Below are 17,206 nucleotides of genomic sequence, written 5' to 3'. Positions count from 1 at the left end.
GGTGCATGCGCCGGCGCGGGACACGGCAAGGGCAGGGGTGACCGGCAACGGTTCAGCGAGCCACCGGCTTGACCACCAGGAGACACCATGCGTCGCTTCACCTCGCGCAGGCTTGCGCCTGCCTGCCTTGCCGTCGCCACCGTCTTTGCCATGGCCGGCGCGTCCGCGCAGCCGGCGGCCCCCGCACCCGCTGCGCCGGGGGGCAAGATCAAGGTCGGCTTCATGCTGCCGTACACCGGCACCTACGCGGCCCTGGGTACGGCCATCGAAAACGGCTTCCGCATGTACGTGCAGCAGCAGGGCGGCAAGCTCGGCGGACGCGACATCGAGTATTTCAAGGTCGACGATGAATCCGATCCGGCCAAGGCGCCGGAGAACGCCACCAAGCTGGTCAAGCGCGACCAGGTCGACGTGGTGGTCGGCACGGTGCATTCGGGCGTGCAGATGGGCATCGTCAAGGTGGCCAAGGAGAACAACACGCTGCTGATCATCCCCAATGCCGGCGTGGACGAGGCCACCGGTCCGCTGTGCGGCCCCAATATCTTCCGCACCTCGTTCTCGAACTGGCAGCCGGGCTACGCCATGGGCCAGGTGCTGGGCGAGCGCGGCCTGAAGAAGGTGGTGACGCTGACCTGGAAATACGCCGCCGGCGAACAGTCGGTGAAGGGCTTCAAGGAGGCGTTCGAGGCCAAGGGCGGCAAGGTGGTGAAGGAACTGAACCTGCCGTTCCCCAATGTCGAGTTCCAGGCGCTGATCACCGAAGTGGCGTCGCTCAAGCCTGACGCCGTGTTCGTGTTCTTTGCCGGCGGCGGCGCGGTCAAGTTCGTCAAGGACTGGGCTGCGGCGGGGCTCAAGGACAAGATCCCGCTGTACGGCTCGGGCTTCCTGACCGACGGCACGCTCGAGGCACAGGGCAACGCCGCGCAGGGGCTGGAAACCACGCTGCACTACGCCGATGGCCTGACCAACCCGCGCGACAAGAATTTCCGCCTGGACTACGCCAAGACCTACAAGCTGCAGCCCGACGTGTACGCAGTGCAGGGCTACGATGCCGCCCAGCTGCTGGCGGCCGGCGCCACGGCGGTGAAGGGCGACATGACGCGCAAGGCCGACCTGTACAAAGCCATGGGCGCGGCCAGGATCGACAGCCCGCGCGGCGCCTTCACGCTGTCCAAGGCGCATAACCCGGTGCAGGACTTCTACCTGCGCAAGGTCGACGGGCGCGAGAACAAGGTCAGCTCGGTGGCGGTGAAGGCGCTGGCTGATCCAGCGCGCGGTTGCCGGCTGTAAGGCCATCCCGGCCTGTCGGTTTGCGCCCCTCTCCCGCTTGCCGGAGAGGGGCGGGGGAGAGGGCAGAAGCCCCCACGAAGTGAAGGCCTTCGCATCCCGCAAGCGCCGGACCTCTCCCCAACCCCTCTCCCGCGCGCGGGAGAGGGGAGCCTGCCACCGGCATGTGTGGCGCTGTAGGTAATTTGGTGCATTACCCCGCATGGATATCGTTTCCTTCCTGATCCAGTGCCTGAACAGCGTGCAGTACGGCCTGCTGCTGTTCCTGGTGGCCAGCGGCCTGACGCTGATCTTCGGCATCATGGGCGTGATCAATCTCGCCCACGGCAGCTTCTACATGCTGGGCGCCTACCTGGCCTTCACGCTCGCCGGCCTGACCGGCAACCTGTTCATCGCCATCCCGCTCGGCATCGTGCTGGCGGTGGCATTCGGCTACGTGCTGGAATGGGCCTTCTTCAGCTACCTGTATGAGCGCGACCACCTGCAGCAGGTGCTGATGACCTACGGCCTGATCCTGGTGTTCGAGGAGTTGCGCAGCATCCTGGTCGGCGATGACGTGCACGGCGTGCAGGTGCCTGCGCTGCTGGACGGCGCGTTGGCGATCGGCAACGACATGACCTATCCGGTGTACCGCCTCTTTATCTCCGCGATATGCCTGGTGGTGGCCCTGGCGATGTACTACGTGATCCGGCGCACCCGGCTGGGCATGATGATCCGCGCCGGCGCCACCAACCGCGAGATGGTGCAGTCGCTGGGCATCAACATCACGGTGCTGTACCGCTTCGTGTTCGCGCTGGGCGTGGCGCTGGCGGTGCTGGCCGGCATGATCGCCGCGCCGGTGTCGTCGGTCTATCCGGGCATGGGCGCGCAGGTGCTGATCGTCTGCTTCGTGGTGGTGGTGATCGGCGGCATCGGCTCGGTCAAGGGCGCGCTGGTGGCGTCGCTGCTGCTGGGTTTCGTCGATACCTTCGGCAAGGTGTTCTGGCAGGAGGCGGCCGGCGTGCTGATCTACCTGCTGATGGCGGTGATCCTGCTGTGGAAGCCGCAGGGGCTGTTCAAGGCAGGATGACATGAATCCGACGACATTGCCGGCGCGCCGGCACTCCTCGCGCAACACCACGCTGGCCACCGGGCTGGGTTGGCTGGTGGCGTTCGCGGTGCTGGCGGCACTGCCGCTGCTGCTGACCGCGGACAGCAACAAGTTCTACATCGAGCTGCTCAGCAAGGTGATGATCATGGCGATCTTCGCGCTGTCGCTGCAGCTGCTGATCGGCTACACCGGGCTGGTCAGCCTGGGCCATGCCGCGTACTTCGCCATGGCGGCGTATGCCACCGCAGTACTGGCGCCGCAGGCCGGGCCGGGCAACGGCTGGCTGCTGCTGGCGGGGGCGCTGGCCGCATCCGCGTTGTTGGCGCTGGTGGTTGGGGCGCTGGTGCTGCGCACCCGCGGTGTGTATTTCATCATGGTGACGCTGGCGTTCGCGCAGATGGTGTATTTCGTCTTCCACGACACCAAGATCGCGGGCGGCAGCGATGGCACCTATATCTACTTCCGGCCGGAATTCCCGGTGCCCGGCGAGCACCTGCTGACGGTCAACGACCCCACGCATTTCTACTGGCTGGTCTGGCTCGGGCTGGTGCTGACGGTGGCGGTGCTGGCGCTGGTGCTGCGCTCGCGCTTCGGGCACGCGCTGGTCGGCATCCGCCACAACGAGCAGCGCATGCGCGCGGCCGGCTATGCCACTTACCGCTACCAGCTTGGCGCCTTTGTCGCGGGCGGGATGCTGGCGGGACTGGCTGGGTTTCTGTATGCGATCCAGTTTGGCTTCGTCAATCCGGAGATCGCGTCGTGGCACCAGTCCGGCAACGCCATGCTGATGGTGATCCTGGGCGGCGTGGGCAGCCTGGCCGGCGCGGTGCTGGGCGCGTTCTCGTTCGTGCTGCTGGCCGAGTGGTTCAGTACGCTGACCAAGCACTGGCAGCTGCTGATGGGCGGCTTCATCATCGTCGCGGTGGCGCTGCTGCCGCGCGGGCTGGTCAGCCTGCCGTCGGTGTTGCGGCACGGCCGCCGCGGGCGCCGCAATGGCGATGCCGGCACCGGCACGGATGAGCCCGCGGGCACTGCGGACAGCCGCAGCGAAGGACGCCGCAATACGGAGGCCGCATGACATCGCAAGGAATCCCGATCCTGCAGGCGCAGCAACTGACCCGGCGCTTTGGCGGCCTGACCGCCGTGGCGGGCGTCGACCTGTCGCTGTCTCTGCATGAGATCCATGCCGTGATCGGCACCAACGGCGCGGGCAAGTCCACGCTGATCAATATGCTGTCCGGCGAACTGCCGCCGTCGTCCGGCCGCCTGCGCCTGAAGGGCGAGGACGTCACCGGCTGGTCGCAGCCGCGGCTGGCGCGCCATGGGGTGGGGCGCAGCTACCAGCGCAACAATATCTTCCTGCCGCTGACGGTGCGCGAAAACTGCCGGCTGGCCGCGCAATCGCGCGCGCAGCGTGCGTGGCGGCTGTGGGAAAGCGCCCAGGGCTGCCGCACCAGCGCCACGCTGGCCGACGAGGCGCTGGAGCGGGCCGGCCTGGCGCCGCTGGCGGACCGGCTTGCCAGCGACCTGGCCCATGGCCAGAAGCGGCAGCTGGAGGTGGCAATGTGCCTGGCCACGCAGCCGGTCGCATTGCTGCTGGACGAGCCGCTGGCCGGCATGGGCGCGGAAGAGTCGGCGCGGATGCTGGCGCTGCTGCGCGGCCTGCGCGAGGGCCACGCCATCCTGCTGGTCGAGCATGACATGGACGCGGTGTTCTCGGTTGCCGACCGCATCACCGTGATGGTCAACGGCGCCGTGATTGCCACGGGCAGCCCCGAGGCGATCCGGACCAACCACGAGGTCCAGGTCGCCTACCTGGGCGAGGAAGAGAGCGAGCCCGCATGAACGCACCGATCAATTCGCCGATGATCGAGGCCACCGGCATCAATGCCTGGTATGGCTCAAGCCACGTGCTGCGCGACGTCGACTTCACCGTGGGCGTGGGCGAAACGGTCGGGCTGCTGGGCCGCAACGGCATGGGCAAGAGCACGCTGCTGCGCACGCTGCTGGGCCATGTGCGCCAGCGCCAGGGGCAGATCCGCGTGGCCGGCCGCGACGTCTCGCGCGCGCAGCCGTTCGAGGTGGCGCGCCTGGGCGTGGCCTACGTGCCGGAGGGCCGCGGCATCTTCCCCAGCCTGTCGGTGCGCGAAAACCTGCTGATGGCCGCGCGCAAGGGCTGTAACGGCCGCAACGACTGGGACGAGGCGCGCGTGCTCGACCTGTTCCCGCGCCTGAAGGAACGCCTGTCCCATGGCGGCCAGCAGTTGTCCGGCGGCGAGCAGCAGATGCTGTCCATCGGCCGCGCGCTGATGACCAATCCCGACTGCCTGGTGCTGGACGAGGCCACCGAAGGGCTGGCCCCGCGCATCGTGCGCGAGATCTGGGAGGTCATCGCCACCGTGCGCGGCACCGGCATCGCCTCGGTCGTGGTCGACCGCAATTTCCGCTCGGTGCTGGCGCATGCCGACCGTGCCGTGGTGCTGGAGAAGGGCCGGGTGGTGATGGCCGGCCCCGCGTCGGACCTTGCCGGCAAGCCCGAAGCCCTGGACCGCTACCTGGGTGTTTGAGATGGAAAGCGCCGCATAAGGCGCTTATGTTGTCATGCCGCAACGCCGCTTGCAGGCGCAAGGACACGCTGTTTTGCTCTCCCAGGGCTTGACCATCCGCCGCTTCCCTCCCATCCTTGCGAAGTCACGAAAGCGGCATCCCTGTTTGCCGCAGTGGTCGATAGTCGACAGTTCATCTAGAATTGCGCGCGTTTGTGCAATGCAATAAGAACCGCAAGCAGAACCGGAAACGGGCGCAGCAAGCTGTTGCGCTGGATGGGACCGGGCCGCGGCAGAGCCAACAAACCTGCCGGCGACCTGGTCGAGCAGACCCAATTTCATGACCCAATCCACAACCAGCCATTATTTTGTCGAGAGCCCGAGCACGCGCGCCCTGGTGCTCGGCGCGGTAGGCGTCGTCTTCGGCGACATCGGCACCAGCCCGCTGTATGCCCTCAAGGAGTGCTTCAGCAAGGAGCACGGCATCATGTTCAGCCCGGAGGCCGTGCTGGGCATTATCTCGATGCTGTTCTGGGCCATGATCATCGTGGTCTCGATCAAGTACGTGGTCTTCGTGATGCGGGCCGACAACGACGGCGAAGGCGGCGTGCTGGCGCTGATGGCACTGGTGCTGCGCACCGTGGCACCACGCTCCGGCAAGGCCAGGATGCTGATGATGCTGGGCATCTTCGGCGCCTGCATGTTCTACGGTGACGCGGTCATCACGCCGGCGATCTCGGTACTGTCGGCGGTGGAAGGGCTGGAGATCGCCGCGCCGCAGCTGTCGCAGTTCGTGATACCGATCACACTGGTGATCCTGGCGGCGCTGTTTCTGATCCAGCGCCACGGCACCGCCACCATGGGCAAGCTGTTCGGGCCGATCATGACCGCCTGGTTCCTGGCGCTGGGTGCGCTGGGGATCTACCAGCTGGTGCAGGCGCCTGAAATCCTGAAGGCGGTCAACCCGTACTACGCGGTCACCTTCCTGGTGGAGCATGCGCTGCAGGCCTTTATCGTGCTGGGCTCCGTATTCCTGGTGCTGACCGGGGCGGAGGCGCTGTACGTCGATATGGGCCACTTCGGCGCGCGCCCGATCCGCATCGGCTGGTTCGCGCTGGTGATGCCCTGCCTGATGCTGAACTACTTTGGCCAGGGCGCGATGCTGCTGCACAACCCGGCCGGCGCCGAGAACCCGTTCTACCTGATGGTGCCTGAGCTGCTGCAGATCCCGATGGTGCTGCTGGCCACCTGCGCCACCGTGATCGCCTCGCAGGCGGTGATCTCCGGTGCATTCTCGCTGACCAGCCAGGCGATCCAGCTGGGCTTCCTGCCGCGCATGCGCGTGCGCTACACCTCGGCTGCCGAGATCGGCCAGATCTACCTGCCGGTGATCAACTGGCTGCTGCTGGTGCTGGTGATCGGCGTGGTGATCTCGTTCAAGAAGTCAGAGAACCTGGCCGCCGCCTACGGCATCGCCGTGACCACCACCATGGTCATCACCACCGTCCTGGCCGCGGTGTGCATGCGCAACGTCTGGAAGTGGAACCCCGCGCTGGTCGCGGTGGTCGGGCTGGGCTTCATCCTGGTGGACCTTGCGTTCTTTGCCGCCAACCTGCTCAAGGTTGCCGAAGGCGGCTGGTTCCCGCTGCTGCTGGGCAGCGCCACGTTCTTCCTGCTGATGACCTGGTACAGCGGCCGCAAGCTGCTGCGCGCGCGCAGCCTGGAAGACGGCATCCCGCTCGAACCCTTTATCGCCGGGCTGCTGGCGCACCCGCCGCACCGGGTCGAGGGCACCGCGGTGTTCCTGACCGGCAATACCGAGGCCGTGCCGGTATCGCTGCTGCACAACCTGAAGCACAACCGCGTGCTGCATGAGCGCGTGGTGTTCCTGACCTTCGTCACGCGCGACATCCCCTACGTTGACGACGACCAGCGCCTGAGCTGCAAGGACCTGGGCGGCGGCGTCTTTATCCTGAAGTCCGAATACGGCTTCAAGGAAACGCCCGATGTGCAGAGGGTGCTGGACCTGGCCGACCGCAAGCTTGGCATGCACTTCGAGCTGATGGAGACCTCATTCTTCATCGCGCGCGAATCGGTGATTCCGTCCAAGCTGCCGGGCATGCCGATGTGGCGCGAGAGCCTGTTCGCCTGGATGCACCAGAACGGCGCCAAGCCGTCGGACTTCTTCCAGATTCCGGCCAACCGGGTGGTGGAGCTGGGCACCAAGGTCGAGATCTGAACGCGCGGGCCCCGGCGCCCGCTTCCGTCGAGCCTCAGCAACCCCCGGACGCGCCGCCAGGCGATCCGGGGGTTTTGCTTTTTGCCCGGCTTGCGCCGCCTGCCTGCCATGCGCCACCCGTACCTGCCAGCGTCCGATTTTCCCGCTATCCGCCCCCCTTGAAATCCGCGCGGGACAGCACTAATTATGGATTGCCCAGTCGTCGCGGCAACGCGGCACTGCGTGTTTTCCGTTGGTTTGCAGCGGCCTGGCAGGAGACCAGGTGCACTACATCAGGGTCCTGCGCCTCCCCGCTGCATAGAAGGAGGATCTAACCATGAGTGACTTCTTTTTCGGGACCAACCCGTTCAGTGAATTCGACCGGATGCAACGGCAGATGGCGAATCTCTTCGGCGGGTTTCCAACCAGCCTGCGCTCCGGGCGTTTCGGGGGTTTCCCTCCGCTGAATATCGGCACGACCGATGACTCGATCGAGATCGTGGTGTTCGCACCCGGCATCAAGACGGACCAGCTCGAGGTATCGATCGACAAGGGCCTGCTGACCATCAGCGGCGAGCGAGCCCAGGTGCAGCCGGAAGGCGCAGCCGAGGTGCGGCCCTATGCGCAGGAGCGCTTCTTCGGCAGTTTCCGCCGCGTGATCGAATTGCCGCAGTCGGCCGATCCCGACAAGGTGCAGGCACGCTATGCCAACGGCTGCCTGTCGATCAGCGTAGGCAAGCGCGAAGCGTCGCGTCCGCGCGCGATCACCGTCAGCTAACGTGAGGAGGAAGCCATGAGCGATTCGAACCAGGTCGTCCAGCGCGACCAGAACGCAAGCGGCCAGGGTGACCAGGGCGCTGTCGCGCAACGTCGCGCGGAAACCCAGGCCATGACGCTGGTGCCCGCGGTCGATATCTACGAGACTCCCGCCGGGGTCACGCTGTGGGCGGATCTGCCCGGCGTGCCGCGCGAGAACCTCGAGGTCAACGTGCACGACAGCAGCCTGCGCATCGAAGGCGAAGCCGTCGTGCCGACGCCCGCGAGCCTGCGCGTGCAGCTTGCCGAGATTCGGCAGCCGCGCTATGCGCGCACGTTTACGCTCAGCCCGGATCTCGACGCTTCGCGCATCGAGGCCAACCTGCAGGACGGCGTGCTGAAGCTGACGATCCCGCGCAGGGAAGAGGCGAGGCCGCGGCGGATCGAGGTGTCGGCCGGCTGAGGCTGCGCGCGTGCCTGGTGCTTGGGCACGCTGCGTGAGTGCTCCCTCTCCCGCTTGCGGGAGAGGGAGCACTCACGGTCAGGCAAGTACCTCGGGCTGCGCCACATGTCGAAACTCATCCCTGGCTCACCAACGTCCTTGCCTCCGTCACGTGCGTGCGATACGCCTCGAAGATCCGCCGCAGCGCCGCTTCCATGCTGATCCCGGGCTTCCAGCCCAGTTCTTCGATGGTGTTGCCGATCTTCGGCACGCGGTGCTGCACATCCTGGTAGCCCTTGCCGTAGAAGTCGCCCGAGGAGGTCTCGATGATCTGCGTCTTGCGCGCTTTCTCCGCGTATTCCGGGTAGTCGGCTGCCATCTTCAGCATCATCTCGGCCAGTTCGCGCACCGAGTGGATATTGCCCGGGTTGCCGATGTTGTAGATCTTGCCGCTGGCCACGCCGTTAGGATTCTCGATGATGCGCATCAGCGCGTCGATGCCGTCGGCGATATCGGCAAAGGCGCGCTGCTGGGCGCCGCCGTCGACCAGCTTGATCGGCTCGCCGCGCACGATATGGCCGAGGAACTGCGTCACCACGCGCGACGAGCCTTCCTTCGATTCGAAGATCGAATCCAGCCCCGCGCCGATCCAGTTGAACGGACGGAACAGGGTGTAGTTCAGGCCTTGCTCCATGCCGTAGGCGTGGATCACGCGGTCCATCAGCTGCTTGGAGCAGGCATAGATCCAGCGCGGCTTGTTGATCGGGCCGTAGACCAGCGGCGAGGCCTCGGGGTCGAACTCTTCATCGCTGCACATGCCGTAGACCTCGGAGGTCGACGGGAACACCAGGTGCTTGCCGTACTTGACCGCGGCGCGCACGATCGGCAGGTTGGCCTCGAAGTCCAGCTCGAACACGCGCAGCGGCTGGCGCACGTAGGTGGCCGGGGTGGCGATGGCCACCAGCGGCAGCACCACGTCGCACTTGCGGATGTTGTACTCGATCCACTCCTTGTTGATGGTGATGTCACCCTCGAAGAAGTGCATGCGCGGGTGGTCGACGAGGTCGCCGATGCGGTCGGACGACATGTCCATGCCGTAGACCTCCCAGGGCGTGGTTTCCAGGATGCGGCGCGTCAGGTGATGGCCGATGAAGCCGTTGACGCCGAGGATCAGTACTTTCTTGCCTTGCATTGGATTTGACGAATGGCAGGGGAAATCGGGAGGCGCCGGCGCGGCTAGCGCGCGCCGGCGAGGGGGAAGTTGGCGACGGCCACGCGGCGCCAGTCGCGCGCAACGACATGCATCGGCACGCGCGCGCTCAGTTCAGAGAATGACTGCGGCGAGAGCAGCGCGATGGCACGGGGGCCATGCTGCCAGGCATCGACGAAGGCATCGAGGGTCGGCAGCCACTTCTGCGGCTCTTGTCCGGCGCCGAAAGCGAGCTCGTCGGCCTGCGCCACCATGGTGAGCGGATGGCGCAGGTAGAAGGGCAGCGTATGGTCGAGCATGCCGACGCCGTAGAGCGGCATGCCGGGGCGCAGCACGCGTTCGATCGGCGCCACCATGTCGATGCCCGAGGCGGAGCGGCCGATCGCTTCATGGCCCAGCAAGGCGGTGGAGAACGCCAGCAGCATGCCGAATGCATAGGCCGTGATGCTGGCCAGGCGTCCATGCCGCCGCAGCAGCCACAGCCCGATGGCGGCGCTGCCGAGCACCAGCGCGAATGCCAGCGCCACCCATGCGGCATACGCGCGGTACAGCACGTTGGGGGTGTTGTTGGAATCCAGCGTGGCCACGACCGGGCTTGCCAGCAGGCCGATCGCTCCCACCGCCAGCATGGCGCACAGCTGCCTGCGCCAGGGTTGGTCGCCGGTCCGCGCCAGCGCTGCGCCCGCCAGGATCGCCAGTGCGGGAAACAGCGGCAGGATGTAGCCGGGCAGCTTCGAACCCGACAGGCTGAAGAACACGAAGATCGACACCGCCCACAGCCCTGCCATCAGCGCAGGCTGGAACGGCCTGGACCCACCCGCGCCAACCACGACGGCACGCTGCCCGACCGCGCGGACCATGCCGGGAACCAGCCCGAGCCACGGCAGGAAGCCGCCCACCAGCAGCGGCATGAAGTACCACAGCGCGCCCTTGCGCGCATGCACGGTCGAGGTGTAGCGCTGCCAGTGCTCGTGGATAAAGAAAAAGCGCAGGAATTCCGGATTGCGCCGTGCCACCAGCCAGTACCAAGGCATCGCCACCAGCAGCATCAGGGCGATGCCGGCCGGCGCATGCAGGCGGCGCCACAGCGCGAGGTCGCGCGTCACGAAGGTGTACGCCACCAGCACCAGTCCCGGCAGCGCCAGCCCGACCAGCCCCTTGGTCAGCACCGCCACGCCCATGGCCGCCCAGCACGCCAGCATCCAGCGGCGGCGAGCCGGCGCCGTGGCGTGCGGATGCTGGGCCAGCAGCATGCACGCGAGCACGCAGGCCATGCTGCCGGACAGCGTCATGTCCAGCGTATTGAAGTGCGCGGCGAGGTTCCACATGGGCGCGCTTGCCAGCACCAGTCCGGCCAGCAAGCCCGCACGCGCGCCGAACCAGCGCGCGGCGGCCAGCATCGATATTCCCAGCCCGGCGATGCCGGCCAGCGCCACGCACAGCCGCGCCTGCCAGTCGCCGATGCCGAACAGCGCGTACGACACCGCCGTGGCCCACATATGGAACGGCGGCTTCTCGAAGTACTTCAGCCCGTTGTAGCGGATCGTGACCCAGTCGCCCGTGCTCAGCATTTCGCGGGCGATCTCGGCATAGCGGCCCTCGTCGGGCCCGAGCAGGTGGCGCATGCCCAGCGTGCCGAACCAAAGCAGCGCGAACGCCAGCACCACCAGCCCGAGCGTCACCGCGGGCACGCCCGCCAGCCGCGTGGCATGCCACGGCGCGGCGGGCCGGGCGCTGATGAGCCCGGGCTCGGCGGCGAGGCGGTCGGAACGGTGCATGATGCGCAAACGGCTCGGCGTGAAAGGGGGAGGGTGAGTGATGGTGCGCGTGGCGGCGTGCAGGCGCTTGCCGGCGAGGCCATGTCCACGCTGGCGGCCCGCGCCGCGTTGAACAGCGGGGCGCCTGCAAAGTGAGCGCAGGATAATTCGCGAACCTTAATGGCACATTAAGACGGGGCGCGCACAATACCGTGATACGTCCGGGCCACCCGAGAATATGAGAATCCTTATCGTTGAAGACGACCCGATGCTGGGCGACGGGCTGCGGCGCGGCCTGCAGCTGCTCGACTATGCGGTCGACTGGTTCAGCACCGGTGCCGAAGCCGACCATGCGCTCGGCGTGGTCCACTACGATGCCGTGGTGCTGGACCTGGGCCTGCCTGGGGAAGACGGCATGTCGCTGCTCGCGCGCTGGCGTGCGCGCGGCTGCCGCATCCCGGTGATCGTGCTGACCGCGCGCGATGCGATCGACAGCCGCATCGGCGGCCTTGACGCCGGTGCCGACGACTACCTGGTCAAGCCGGTCGCGCTCGATGAGCTGGCGGCCCGGCTGCGTGCCGTGACCCGCCGCGCCGCGGGCCTGTCGTCGCCAGTGTGGAAGCACGGCGCGCTGGAATTCCACCCGGCCGCGCGCCAGGCGTACTGGCAGGGCAAGCCCCTGGAGCTGACCAGCCGCGAAGCCATGCTGCTGGAGCTGCTGCTGGCGCACCCCAACCGGCTGCTGACGCGCGACTTCCTGCGCGACAAGCTCTATGACTGGCAGGGCGGCATTGAAAGCAACGCGCTGGAAGTCCATATCCACCACCTGCGCCGCAAGATCCATCCCAAGATCGTGCGCACCTTCCGCGGCGCCGGCTACACGCTGGGCGCGGCCGAGGACTGCACATGACGTTGCAGCGCCGGCTCATCCTTGCGGTGCTGATCGCCGCGCCGGTGGTGTGGCTGCTGACCATCGGCATGACCTACGTGCGCGCCCGGCACGAGATCAATGAACTCTATGACACCGACATGGTGCGCATGGCGCTGCAGATGCATTCGGTGGTGCCGCTGGTGGACGTCGCCGCGGCGCCGTCGCGCACCCGGCTGCCAGGGCTGGTCGAGGGTGACCAGGGCGATGCCGGCCTGGGCGATCTTGCCATCGCCGCCTGGCTGCCGGACGGCAAGCCCTTGCATATCGATCCCGAGGGCGACCTGCTGCCGCGTGCGCCCGGTGTGAAGGGCTTTACCGACGTCACCATCGACAGGCAGCCCTGGCGGCTTTACTACCTCGATGATCCCGACACGGGCTGGCGCGTCTGCGTGGGCCAGCAACTGGCCGAGCGCGACGAGCTGATCCTGTCCTATATCGCCGCGCAGGTGCTGCCGTGGGCAGCGGGCCTGCCGGTGCTGATCGGCCTGCTGATCTGGTTCATGCGGCGCGCGCTGGCGCCGGTGCGCGCGTTGTCGACCGATATCGAAGGCCGTGCCCCCGAAGACCGCCGGCCGCTCAGCCTGCAGGCCGTGCCGGGCGAACTGGTGCCGCTAGTGCACGCGATGAACCGCCTGCTGGCGCGCGTGTCGGATTCGATCGAGCATGAACGGCGCCTCACCGCCGATGCGGCCCATGAGATGCGCACGCCGCTGGCCGCGCTGAAGGCGCAGTGGGAAATCGCCGAGCGCTCGGCCGATGACGCCGAGCGCGCGCAGGCACGCGCCAACGTGGCTACCGGCATCGACCGCATCAGCCGGCTGGTGTCGCAGCTGCTGACGCTGAGCCGGCTGGAAGATGCTGCCGGCCTGCCGTCGCGCCAGGCGGTCAACTGGGTTCCGGTAGCGCAGCAGGCGCTGTCCGACTGCCTGGCGCTGGCGCAGCAGAAGCAGGTCGACGTCGAGCTGGAGTGGCCCCCGGAAGGGCAGGCGCCATTGCCGGTGGCGGGGGACACCAACCTGCTGTCGCTGCTGCTGCGCAACCTGCTTGACAACGCCATCCGCTACAGCCCGCCGGGCGCGCTGGTGACCATCGATTTCCGGCCCGACAGCGTCACCGTGCGCGACCAGGGCCCGGGCGTCGCGCCTGACGTGCTGGCGCGGCTGGGCGACCGCTTCTTCCGGAGCGGATCGGGGCAGCGTGAGCAGGGCCACGGCCTCGGCATTTCGATCGCGCAGCGCGTGGCGCGGCTGCATGGGCTGGAGATTGTGTTCGCCAACCGTACCGATGGCGCCGGCAAGGGCCTGGCCGTGCGCATCGCGCACGGCGGCTGAAAACGACGACGCCCCGCACGGTGGCCCGAGCGGGGCGTCCTGCCAATCGGCTTGCGGCTTAACGCTTGAGCCTGGCGAAGGCCGCGGCCATGGCGCCGGCCGGTTCCGCCTCGCGGCGGCCGCCGTTGAAGCCCTTGCCGCCGCCGTTGCGTTGGCCGCCGCGGTCACCACGGTCGCCGCCGGCACGCGCCGCGGCCTGGCCGGGCTCGTCGTCCAGGCGCATCGACAGGCCGATGCGGTTGCGCTTGACGTCGACCTCCATCACCTTGACCTTGACGATCTGGCCGGCCTTGACCACCTCGTGCGCGTCCTTGACGAACTTGCTGGACAGCGCCGAGATGTGGACCAGGCCGTCCTGGTGCACGCCGATATCGACAAACGCGCCGAAGGCCGCCACGTTGGTGACCACGCCTTCCAGCACCATGCCGGGCTGCAGGTCCTTCACGTCTTCCACGCCTTCCTGGAAGGTTGCGGTCTTGAACTCGGGGCGCGGATCGCGGCCCGGCTTTTCCAGCTCGGACAGGATGTCGCGCACGGTCGGCAGGCCGAAGGAGTCGTCGGTGAACTGCGTCGGCGACAGGCCGCGCAGCGCGTCGCGGTTGCCCATCACGTCGCGCAGGCCCTTCTTCACGTGTTCCAGGATGCGCTGCACCACCGGATACGCTTCCGGGTGCACCGAGGAGCGGTCCAGCGGATTGTCGCCGTCGTTGATGCGCAGGAAGCCGGCCGCCTGCTCGAAGGTCTTGTCGCCCAGGCGCGGCACCTTTTTCAGCGCGTCGCGGTTGGGGAAGGCGCCATTGGCGTCGCGGAACTCGACGATATTGCGCGCCAGCACCGTGTTCAGGCCCGACACGCGCGCCAGCAGCGGCGCCGAGGCGGTGTTGACGTCCACGCCCACGGCGTTGACGCAGTCTTCGACCACGGCGTCCAGCGCCCGCGCCAGCTCGCGCTGGTTGACGTCATGCTGGTACTGGCCCACGCCGATCGACTTGGGATCGATCTTGACCAGTTCGGCCAGCGGATCCTGCAGCCGGCGGGCAATCGATACCGCGCCGCGCAGCGACACGTCCAGGTCCGGGAATTCCTTGGCGGCCAGCTCCGACGCCGAATACACCGAAGCGCCGGCCTCGCTGACCACGATCTTGGTCAGCTTCAGCTCGGGCATCTGCTTCATCAGGTCCTGCACCAGCTTGTCGGTTTCGCGGCTGGCGGTGCCGTTGCCGATCGACACCAGCGCCACATTGTGCTGCTTTGCCAGGCGCGCCAGCGTGGCGAGCGAGCCGTTCCAGTCGCGGCGCGGCTCGTGCGGGTAGATGGTGGCGGTGTCCAGCAGCTTGCCGGTGCTGTCTACCACGGCGATCTTGCAGCCGGTGCGGATGCCCGGGTCGACGCCCATCACCGACTTGGGCCCGGCCGGCGCGGCCAGCAGCAGCTCATGCAGGTTGCGGCCGAACACCTTGATGGCTTCGTTCTCTGCGGTTTCGCGCAGCTGTGTCAGCAGTTCGGTTTCCAGGTGGGGCTGCACCTTGACGCGCCAGCACCAGCGGCATACATCGCCCAGCCACTTGTCGGCCGGGCGGCCCAACTGCTGGATGCCGACATGGCGCGCGATCATGCCTTCGCACGGGTGCGGCACCATCGCGTCCTGTTCTTCGCCCAGGCCCAGCTTGACCATCAGCACGCCCGCGTTGCGGCCGCGGAACAGCGCCAGCGCGCGGTGCGACGGCACCGTGCGGATGGTCTCGCTGTAGGCGTAGTAGTCGCGGAACTTCTCTTCCTCGGCGGTTTCCTTGCCTTCCATCACGGTGGAGGACACCACGCCGTTGATCCACAGGTGCTCGCGCAGCTTGCCCAGCAGTTCCGCGGTCTCGCCGAACTGCTCGGACAGGATGTCGCGCGCGCCGTCCAGCGCGGCCTTGACGTCGGGCACGCCGCCGTCGGCGGTGGGGTTGCCGTTGACGTACTTGGCGGCCTCGGCTTGCGGGTCCAGCGTGGGATCGGCCAGCAGCGCCAGCGCCAGCGGCTCCAGCCCGCATTCGCGTGCGATCTGGGCGCGGGTGCGGCGCTTGGGCTTGTAGGGCAGGTAGAGGTCTTCCAGCGTCTGCTTGGTTTCGGCGGCCTCGATGGCGGCTTGCAGCTCGGGCGTCAGCTTGCCTTGTTCCTGGATCGAGGCGAGGATGGCAGCGCGGCGGTCTTCCATGTCGCGCAGGTACAGCAGGCGCTCTTCCAGGTTGCGCAGTTGCGTGTCATCCAGGTTGCCGGTCACTTCCTTGCGGTAGCGGGCGATGAAGGGCACGGTGGCGCCTTCGTCGAGCAGCGCCACGGCCGCGGCCACCTGGCGGGGCTGCACGGACAGTTCAGCCGCGATGAGCGAGACGATCTTTTGCGAGACGGATGCGGGCAGGTTGGACATCGGAGAGCGCGGCGAAAAACGCAGTCAGTCGAAAGCGGGGCATTTTGCCACAAGCGCGCGAGGGATCAGCCAGGGCGCGCAGCGGGTGCGGGGCGGGCGGCGTCCCGCGCACGTCCGTACCGGCCCGGCAGGGCAGGCCGGTGCCCGGCCCGGATGCTAGAATCCGGTCATGATCGTCAAGTCCCGCCCGGCCGCCGCCAAGGCCACCATCCTGGCCATGCCAACCTTCGCCAACGTGCCTGAAACTTCCCTGTTCCGCTTCGGCCGCCTGGCTGCACTGGCCGTGGCTGCATGCGCCGTGCTGATGCCGCTGCGCGAGGCGCGCGCCCAGGCTTCCGCGCCCGCGGCGCCACCCGCCGCCAGCGGCCAGCGCGACTTTGCCGCCGAACGCAAGGCCGTCGAGGATTCGCGCGCCTGGACCAACTACCGCTTTGCCGCCGCCGAGCGCGAGTGCTACGGCAAGTTCTTTGTCAACCACTGCATCAACAGCGCCAAGGAAGTCCAGCGCGAGGAGCTGCAGGTGCTGCGCAAGCGCGAACTGGAGGTAGGCGAGGCCGAACGCGCCTACCGCGCCGCCGAGCGCGACCGCGAACAGGCGCTGCGCAACGCCGAGTTCGAGGCCAGCCAGCCGAAGCGCTCGGCCAGCGAGCAGTCCAGCCGCGAGGCCTTCCAGAAGAAGCAGCAGGAACAGCAGCTGCGCGAGGCGCAGCGCCAGGGCGAGGCGCCGCAGCGTGCCGCCAATGCGCAGGCGTACGAAAAGAAGCAGTCTGACTTCGATGCCCGCATGCAGGAGGCCCAGCAGAAGGGCGCCGAGCAGGCCCGCCAGCGGCAGGAGAATGCCAAGGCATACGAGGCCAAGCAGCGCGACCTCGAACGGCGCCAGAAGGAGCTGGAAGAGCGCCGCGCCAAGGCGAAGGAGCAACAGGGGCAGGCATCGGCGCCGCGCCCGTTCGGCTTTTGAGGTCCGGCACCGTGACTGCGCAGCGGAGGCATAGATGGACAGCAACCTGAATACCCTGGAGCGGCGCATCATGGAGTTGCAGATCGAGCACCGCGACCTGGATTTCCTGATCGACCGGCTTGCCAACGATGCCGTCCATGACGAACTGCAGCTGCGCCGGCTGAAGAAGCGCCGCCTCAAGCTGAAGGACGCCATCACGCTGCTGCAGCTGCAGCTCGAACCCGACGTGCCGGCCTGAGCGCATCCGCGCCAGGCTTGCCGATC

At 67.5% G+C, this 17,206-nt stretch carries 15 protein-coding genes; 12 read left to right on the top strand and 3 right to left on the bottom strand.

Annotated elements, in window-relative coordinates; all coding sequences use genetic code 11:
- Positions 1–87: 87 nt before the first annotated feature.
- The 8 genes from AC3WLE_RS21620 to AC3WLE_RS21585 all read left to right on the top strand — a co-directional run bounded on the left by AC3WLE_RS21620 (position 88) and on the right by AC3WLE_RS21585 (position 8,360).
- Positions 88–1,290, top strand: coding sequence for an ABC transporter substrate-binding protein (locus AC3WLE_RS21620; RefSeq protein WP_013956428.1), 1,203 nt, complete (start codon positions 88–90; stop codon positions 1,288–1,290).
- Between the two features lie 199 nt (positions 1,291–1,489).
- Entirely contained in the window at positions 1,490–2,356 is an 867-nt protein-coding gene (locus AC3WLE_RS21615) for a branched-chain amino acid ABC transporter permease (protein ID WP_018310382.1), read from the top strand.
- A 1-nt stretch (position 2,357) separates the two neighbouring features.
- Positions 2,358–3,455, top strand: coding sequence for a branched-chain amino acid ABC transporter permease (locus AC3WLE_RS21610; protein ID WP_492320546.1), 1,098 nt, complete (start codon positions 2,358–2,360; stop codon positions 3,453–3,455).
- Positions 3,452–4,222, top strand: coding sequence for an ABC transporter ATP-binding protein (locus AC3WLE_RS21605; RefSeq protein WP_492320547.1), 771 nt, complete (start codon positions 3,452–3,454; stop codon positions 4,220–4,222). The genes AC3WLE_RS21610 and AC3WLE_RS21605 overlap by 4 nt, the downstream gene beginning before the upstream one ends.
- Positions 4,219–4,944, top strand: coding sequence for an ABC transporter ATP-binding protein (locus AC3WLE_RS21600; RefSeq protein ID WP_492320548.1), 726 nt, complete (start codon positions 4,219–4,221; stop codon positions 4,942–4,944). The genes AC3WLE_RS21605 and AC3WLE_RS21600 overlap by 4 nt, the downstream gene beginning before the upstream one ends.
- Before the next feature lie 319 nt (positions 4,945–5,263).
- Positions 5,264–7,162: a potassium transporter Kup gene (locus AC3WLE_RS21595; RefSeq protein ID WP_492320549.1), complete on the top strand. Its 1,899-nt coding sequence runs from the start codon at positions 5,264–5,266 to the stop codon at positions 7,160–7,162.
- A gap of 316 nt (positions 7,163–7,478) precedes the next feature.
- A complete protein-coding gene (locus tag AC3WLE_RS21590) occupies positions 7,479–7,919 on the top strand; it encodes an Hsp20/alpha crystallin family protein (protein ID WP_492357444.1) in 441 nt (146 codons plus the stop codon).
- A 15-nt stretch (positions 7,920–7,934) separates the two neighbouring features.
- Complete coding sequence (locus tag AC3WLE_RS21585) at positions 7,935–8,360, top strand: Hsp20/alpha crystallin family protein (protein WP_492353116.1); 426 nt, start codon at positions 7,935–7,937, stop codon at positions 8,358–8,360.
- A 115-nt stretch (positions 8,361–8,475) separates the two neighbouring features.
- Here AC3WLE_RS21585 and AC3WLE_RS21580 read toward each other — a convergent pair whose 3' ends face one another.
- Positions 8,476–9,531: a bifunctional UDP-4-keto-pentose/UDP-xylose synthase gene (locus tag AC3WLE_RS21580; protein ID WP_492363591.1), complete on the bottom strand. Its 1,056-nt coding sequence runs from the start codon at positions 9,529–9,531 to the stop codon at positions 8,476–8,478.
- Positions 9,532–9,575: 44 nt separating this feature from the next.
- Complete coding sequence (locus AC3WLE_RS21575; RefSeq protein WP_492356316.1) at positions 9,576–11,327, bottom strand: glycosyltransferase family 39 protein; 1,752 nt, start codon at positions 11,325–11,327, stop codon at positions 9,576–9,578.
- Between the two features lie 217 nt (positions 11,328–11,544).
- Between AC3WLE_RS21575 and AC3WLE_RS21570 the strand changes: the two genes are divergently transcribed.
- Both AC3WLE_RS21570 and AC3WLE_RS21565 read left to right on the top strand, forming a co-directional pair.
- On the top strand, positions 11,545–12,216 hold the full coding sequence (locus AC3WLE_RS21570; protein ID WP_492321357.1) for a response regulator: 672 nt from the start codon (positions 11,545–11,547) through the stop codon (positions 12,214–12,216).
- Positions 12,213–13,568 carry an ATP-binding protein gene (locus AC3WLE_RS21565; protein ID WP_492321358.1) on the top strand — a complete coding sequence of 452 codons (1,356 nt, stop codon included), beginning with the start codon at positions 12,213–12,215 and terminating at the stop codon, positions 13,566–13,568. The genes AC3WLE_RS21570 and AC3WLE_RS21565 overlap by 4 nt, the downstream gene beginning before the upstream one ends.
- Positions 13,569–13,626: 58 nt before the next feature.
- On the opposite strand, the gene AC3WLE_RS21560 is transcribed toward AC3WLE_RS21565, so the two are convergent.
- Complete coding sequence (locus AC3WLE_RS21560; RefSeq protein WP_492321359.1) at positions 13,627–15,981, bottom strand: Tex family protein; 2,355 nt, start codon at positions 15,979–15,981, stop codon at positions 13,627–13,629.
- 169 nt (positions 15,982–16,150) lie between these two features.
- On the opposite strand from AC3WLE_RS21560, the gene AC3WLE_RS21555 reads away from it, so the two are divergent.
- Complete coding sequence (locus AC3WLE_RS21555; RefSeq protein ID WP_492321360.1) at positions 16,151–16,942, top strand: hypothetical protein; 792 nt, start codon at positions 16,151–16,153, stop codon at positions 16,940–16,942.
- Between the two features lie 34 nt (positions 16,943–16,976).
- Positions 16,977–17,180 (top strand): DUF465 domain-containing protein, encoded by a 204-nt coding sequence (locus AC3WLE_RS21550; protein WP_010810139.1) that lies wholly within the window; start codon positions 16,977–16,979, stop codon positions 17,178–17,180.
- Positions 17,181–17,206: the final 26 nt, after the last annotated feature.

This window comes from Cupriavidus sp. FW306-1B-F12B, from assembly GCF_058781795.1.
This window is presented reverse-complemented; position numbering and strand designations above follow the sequence as displayed.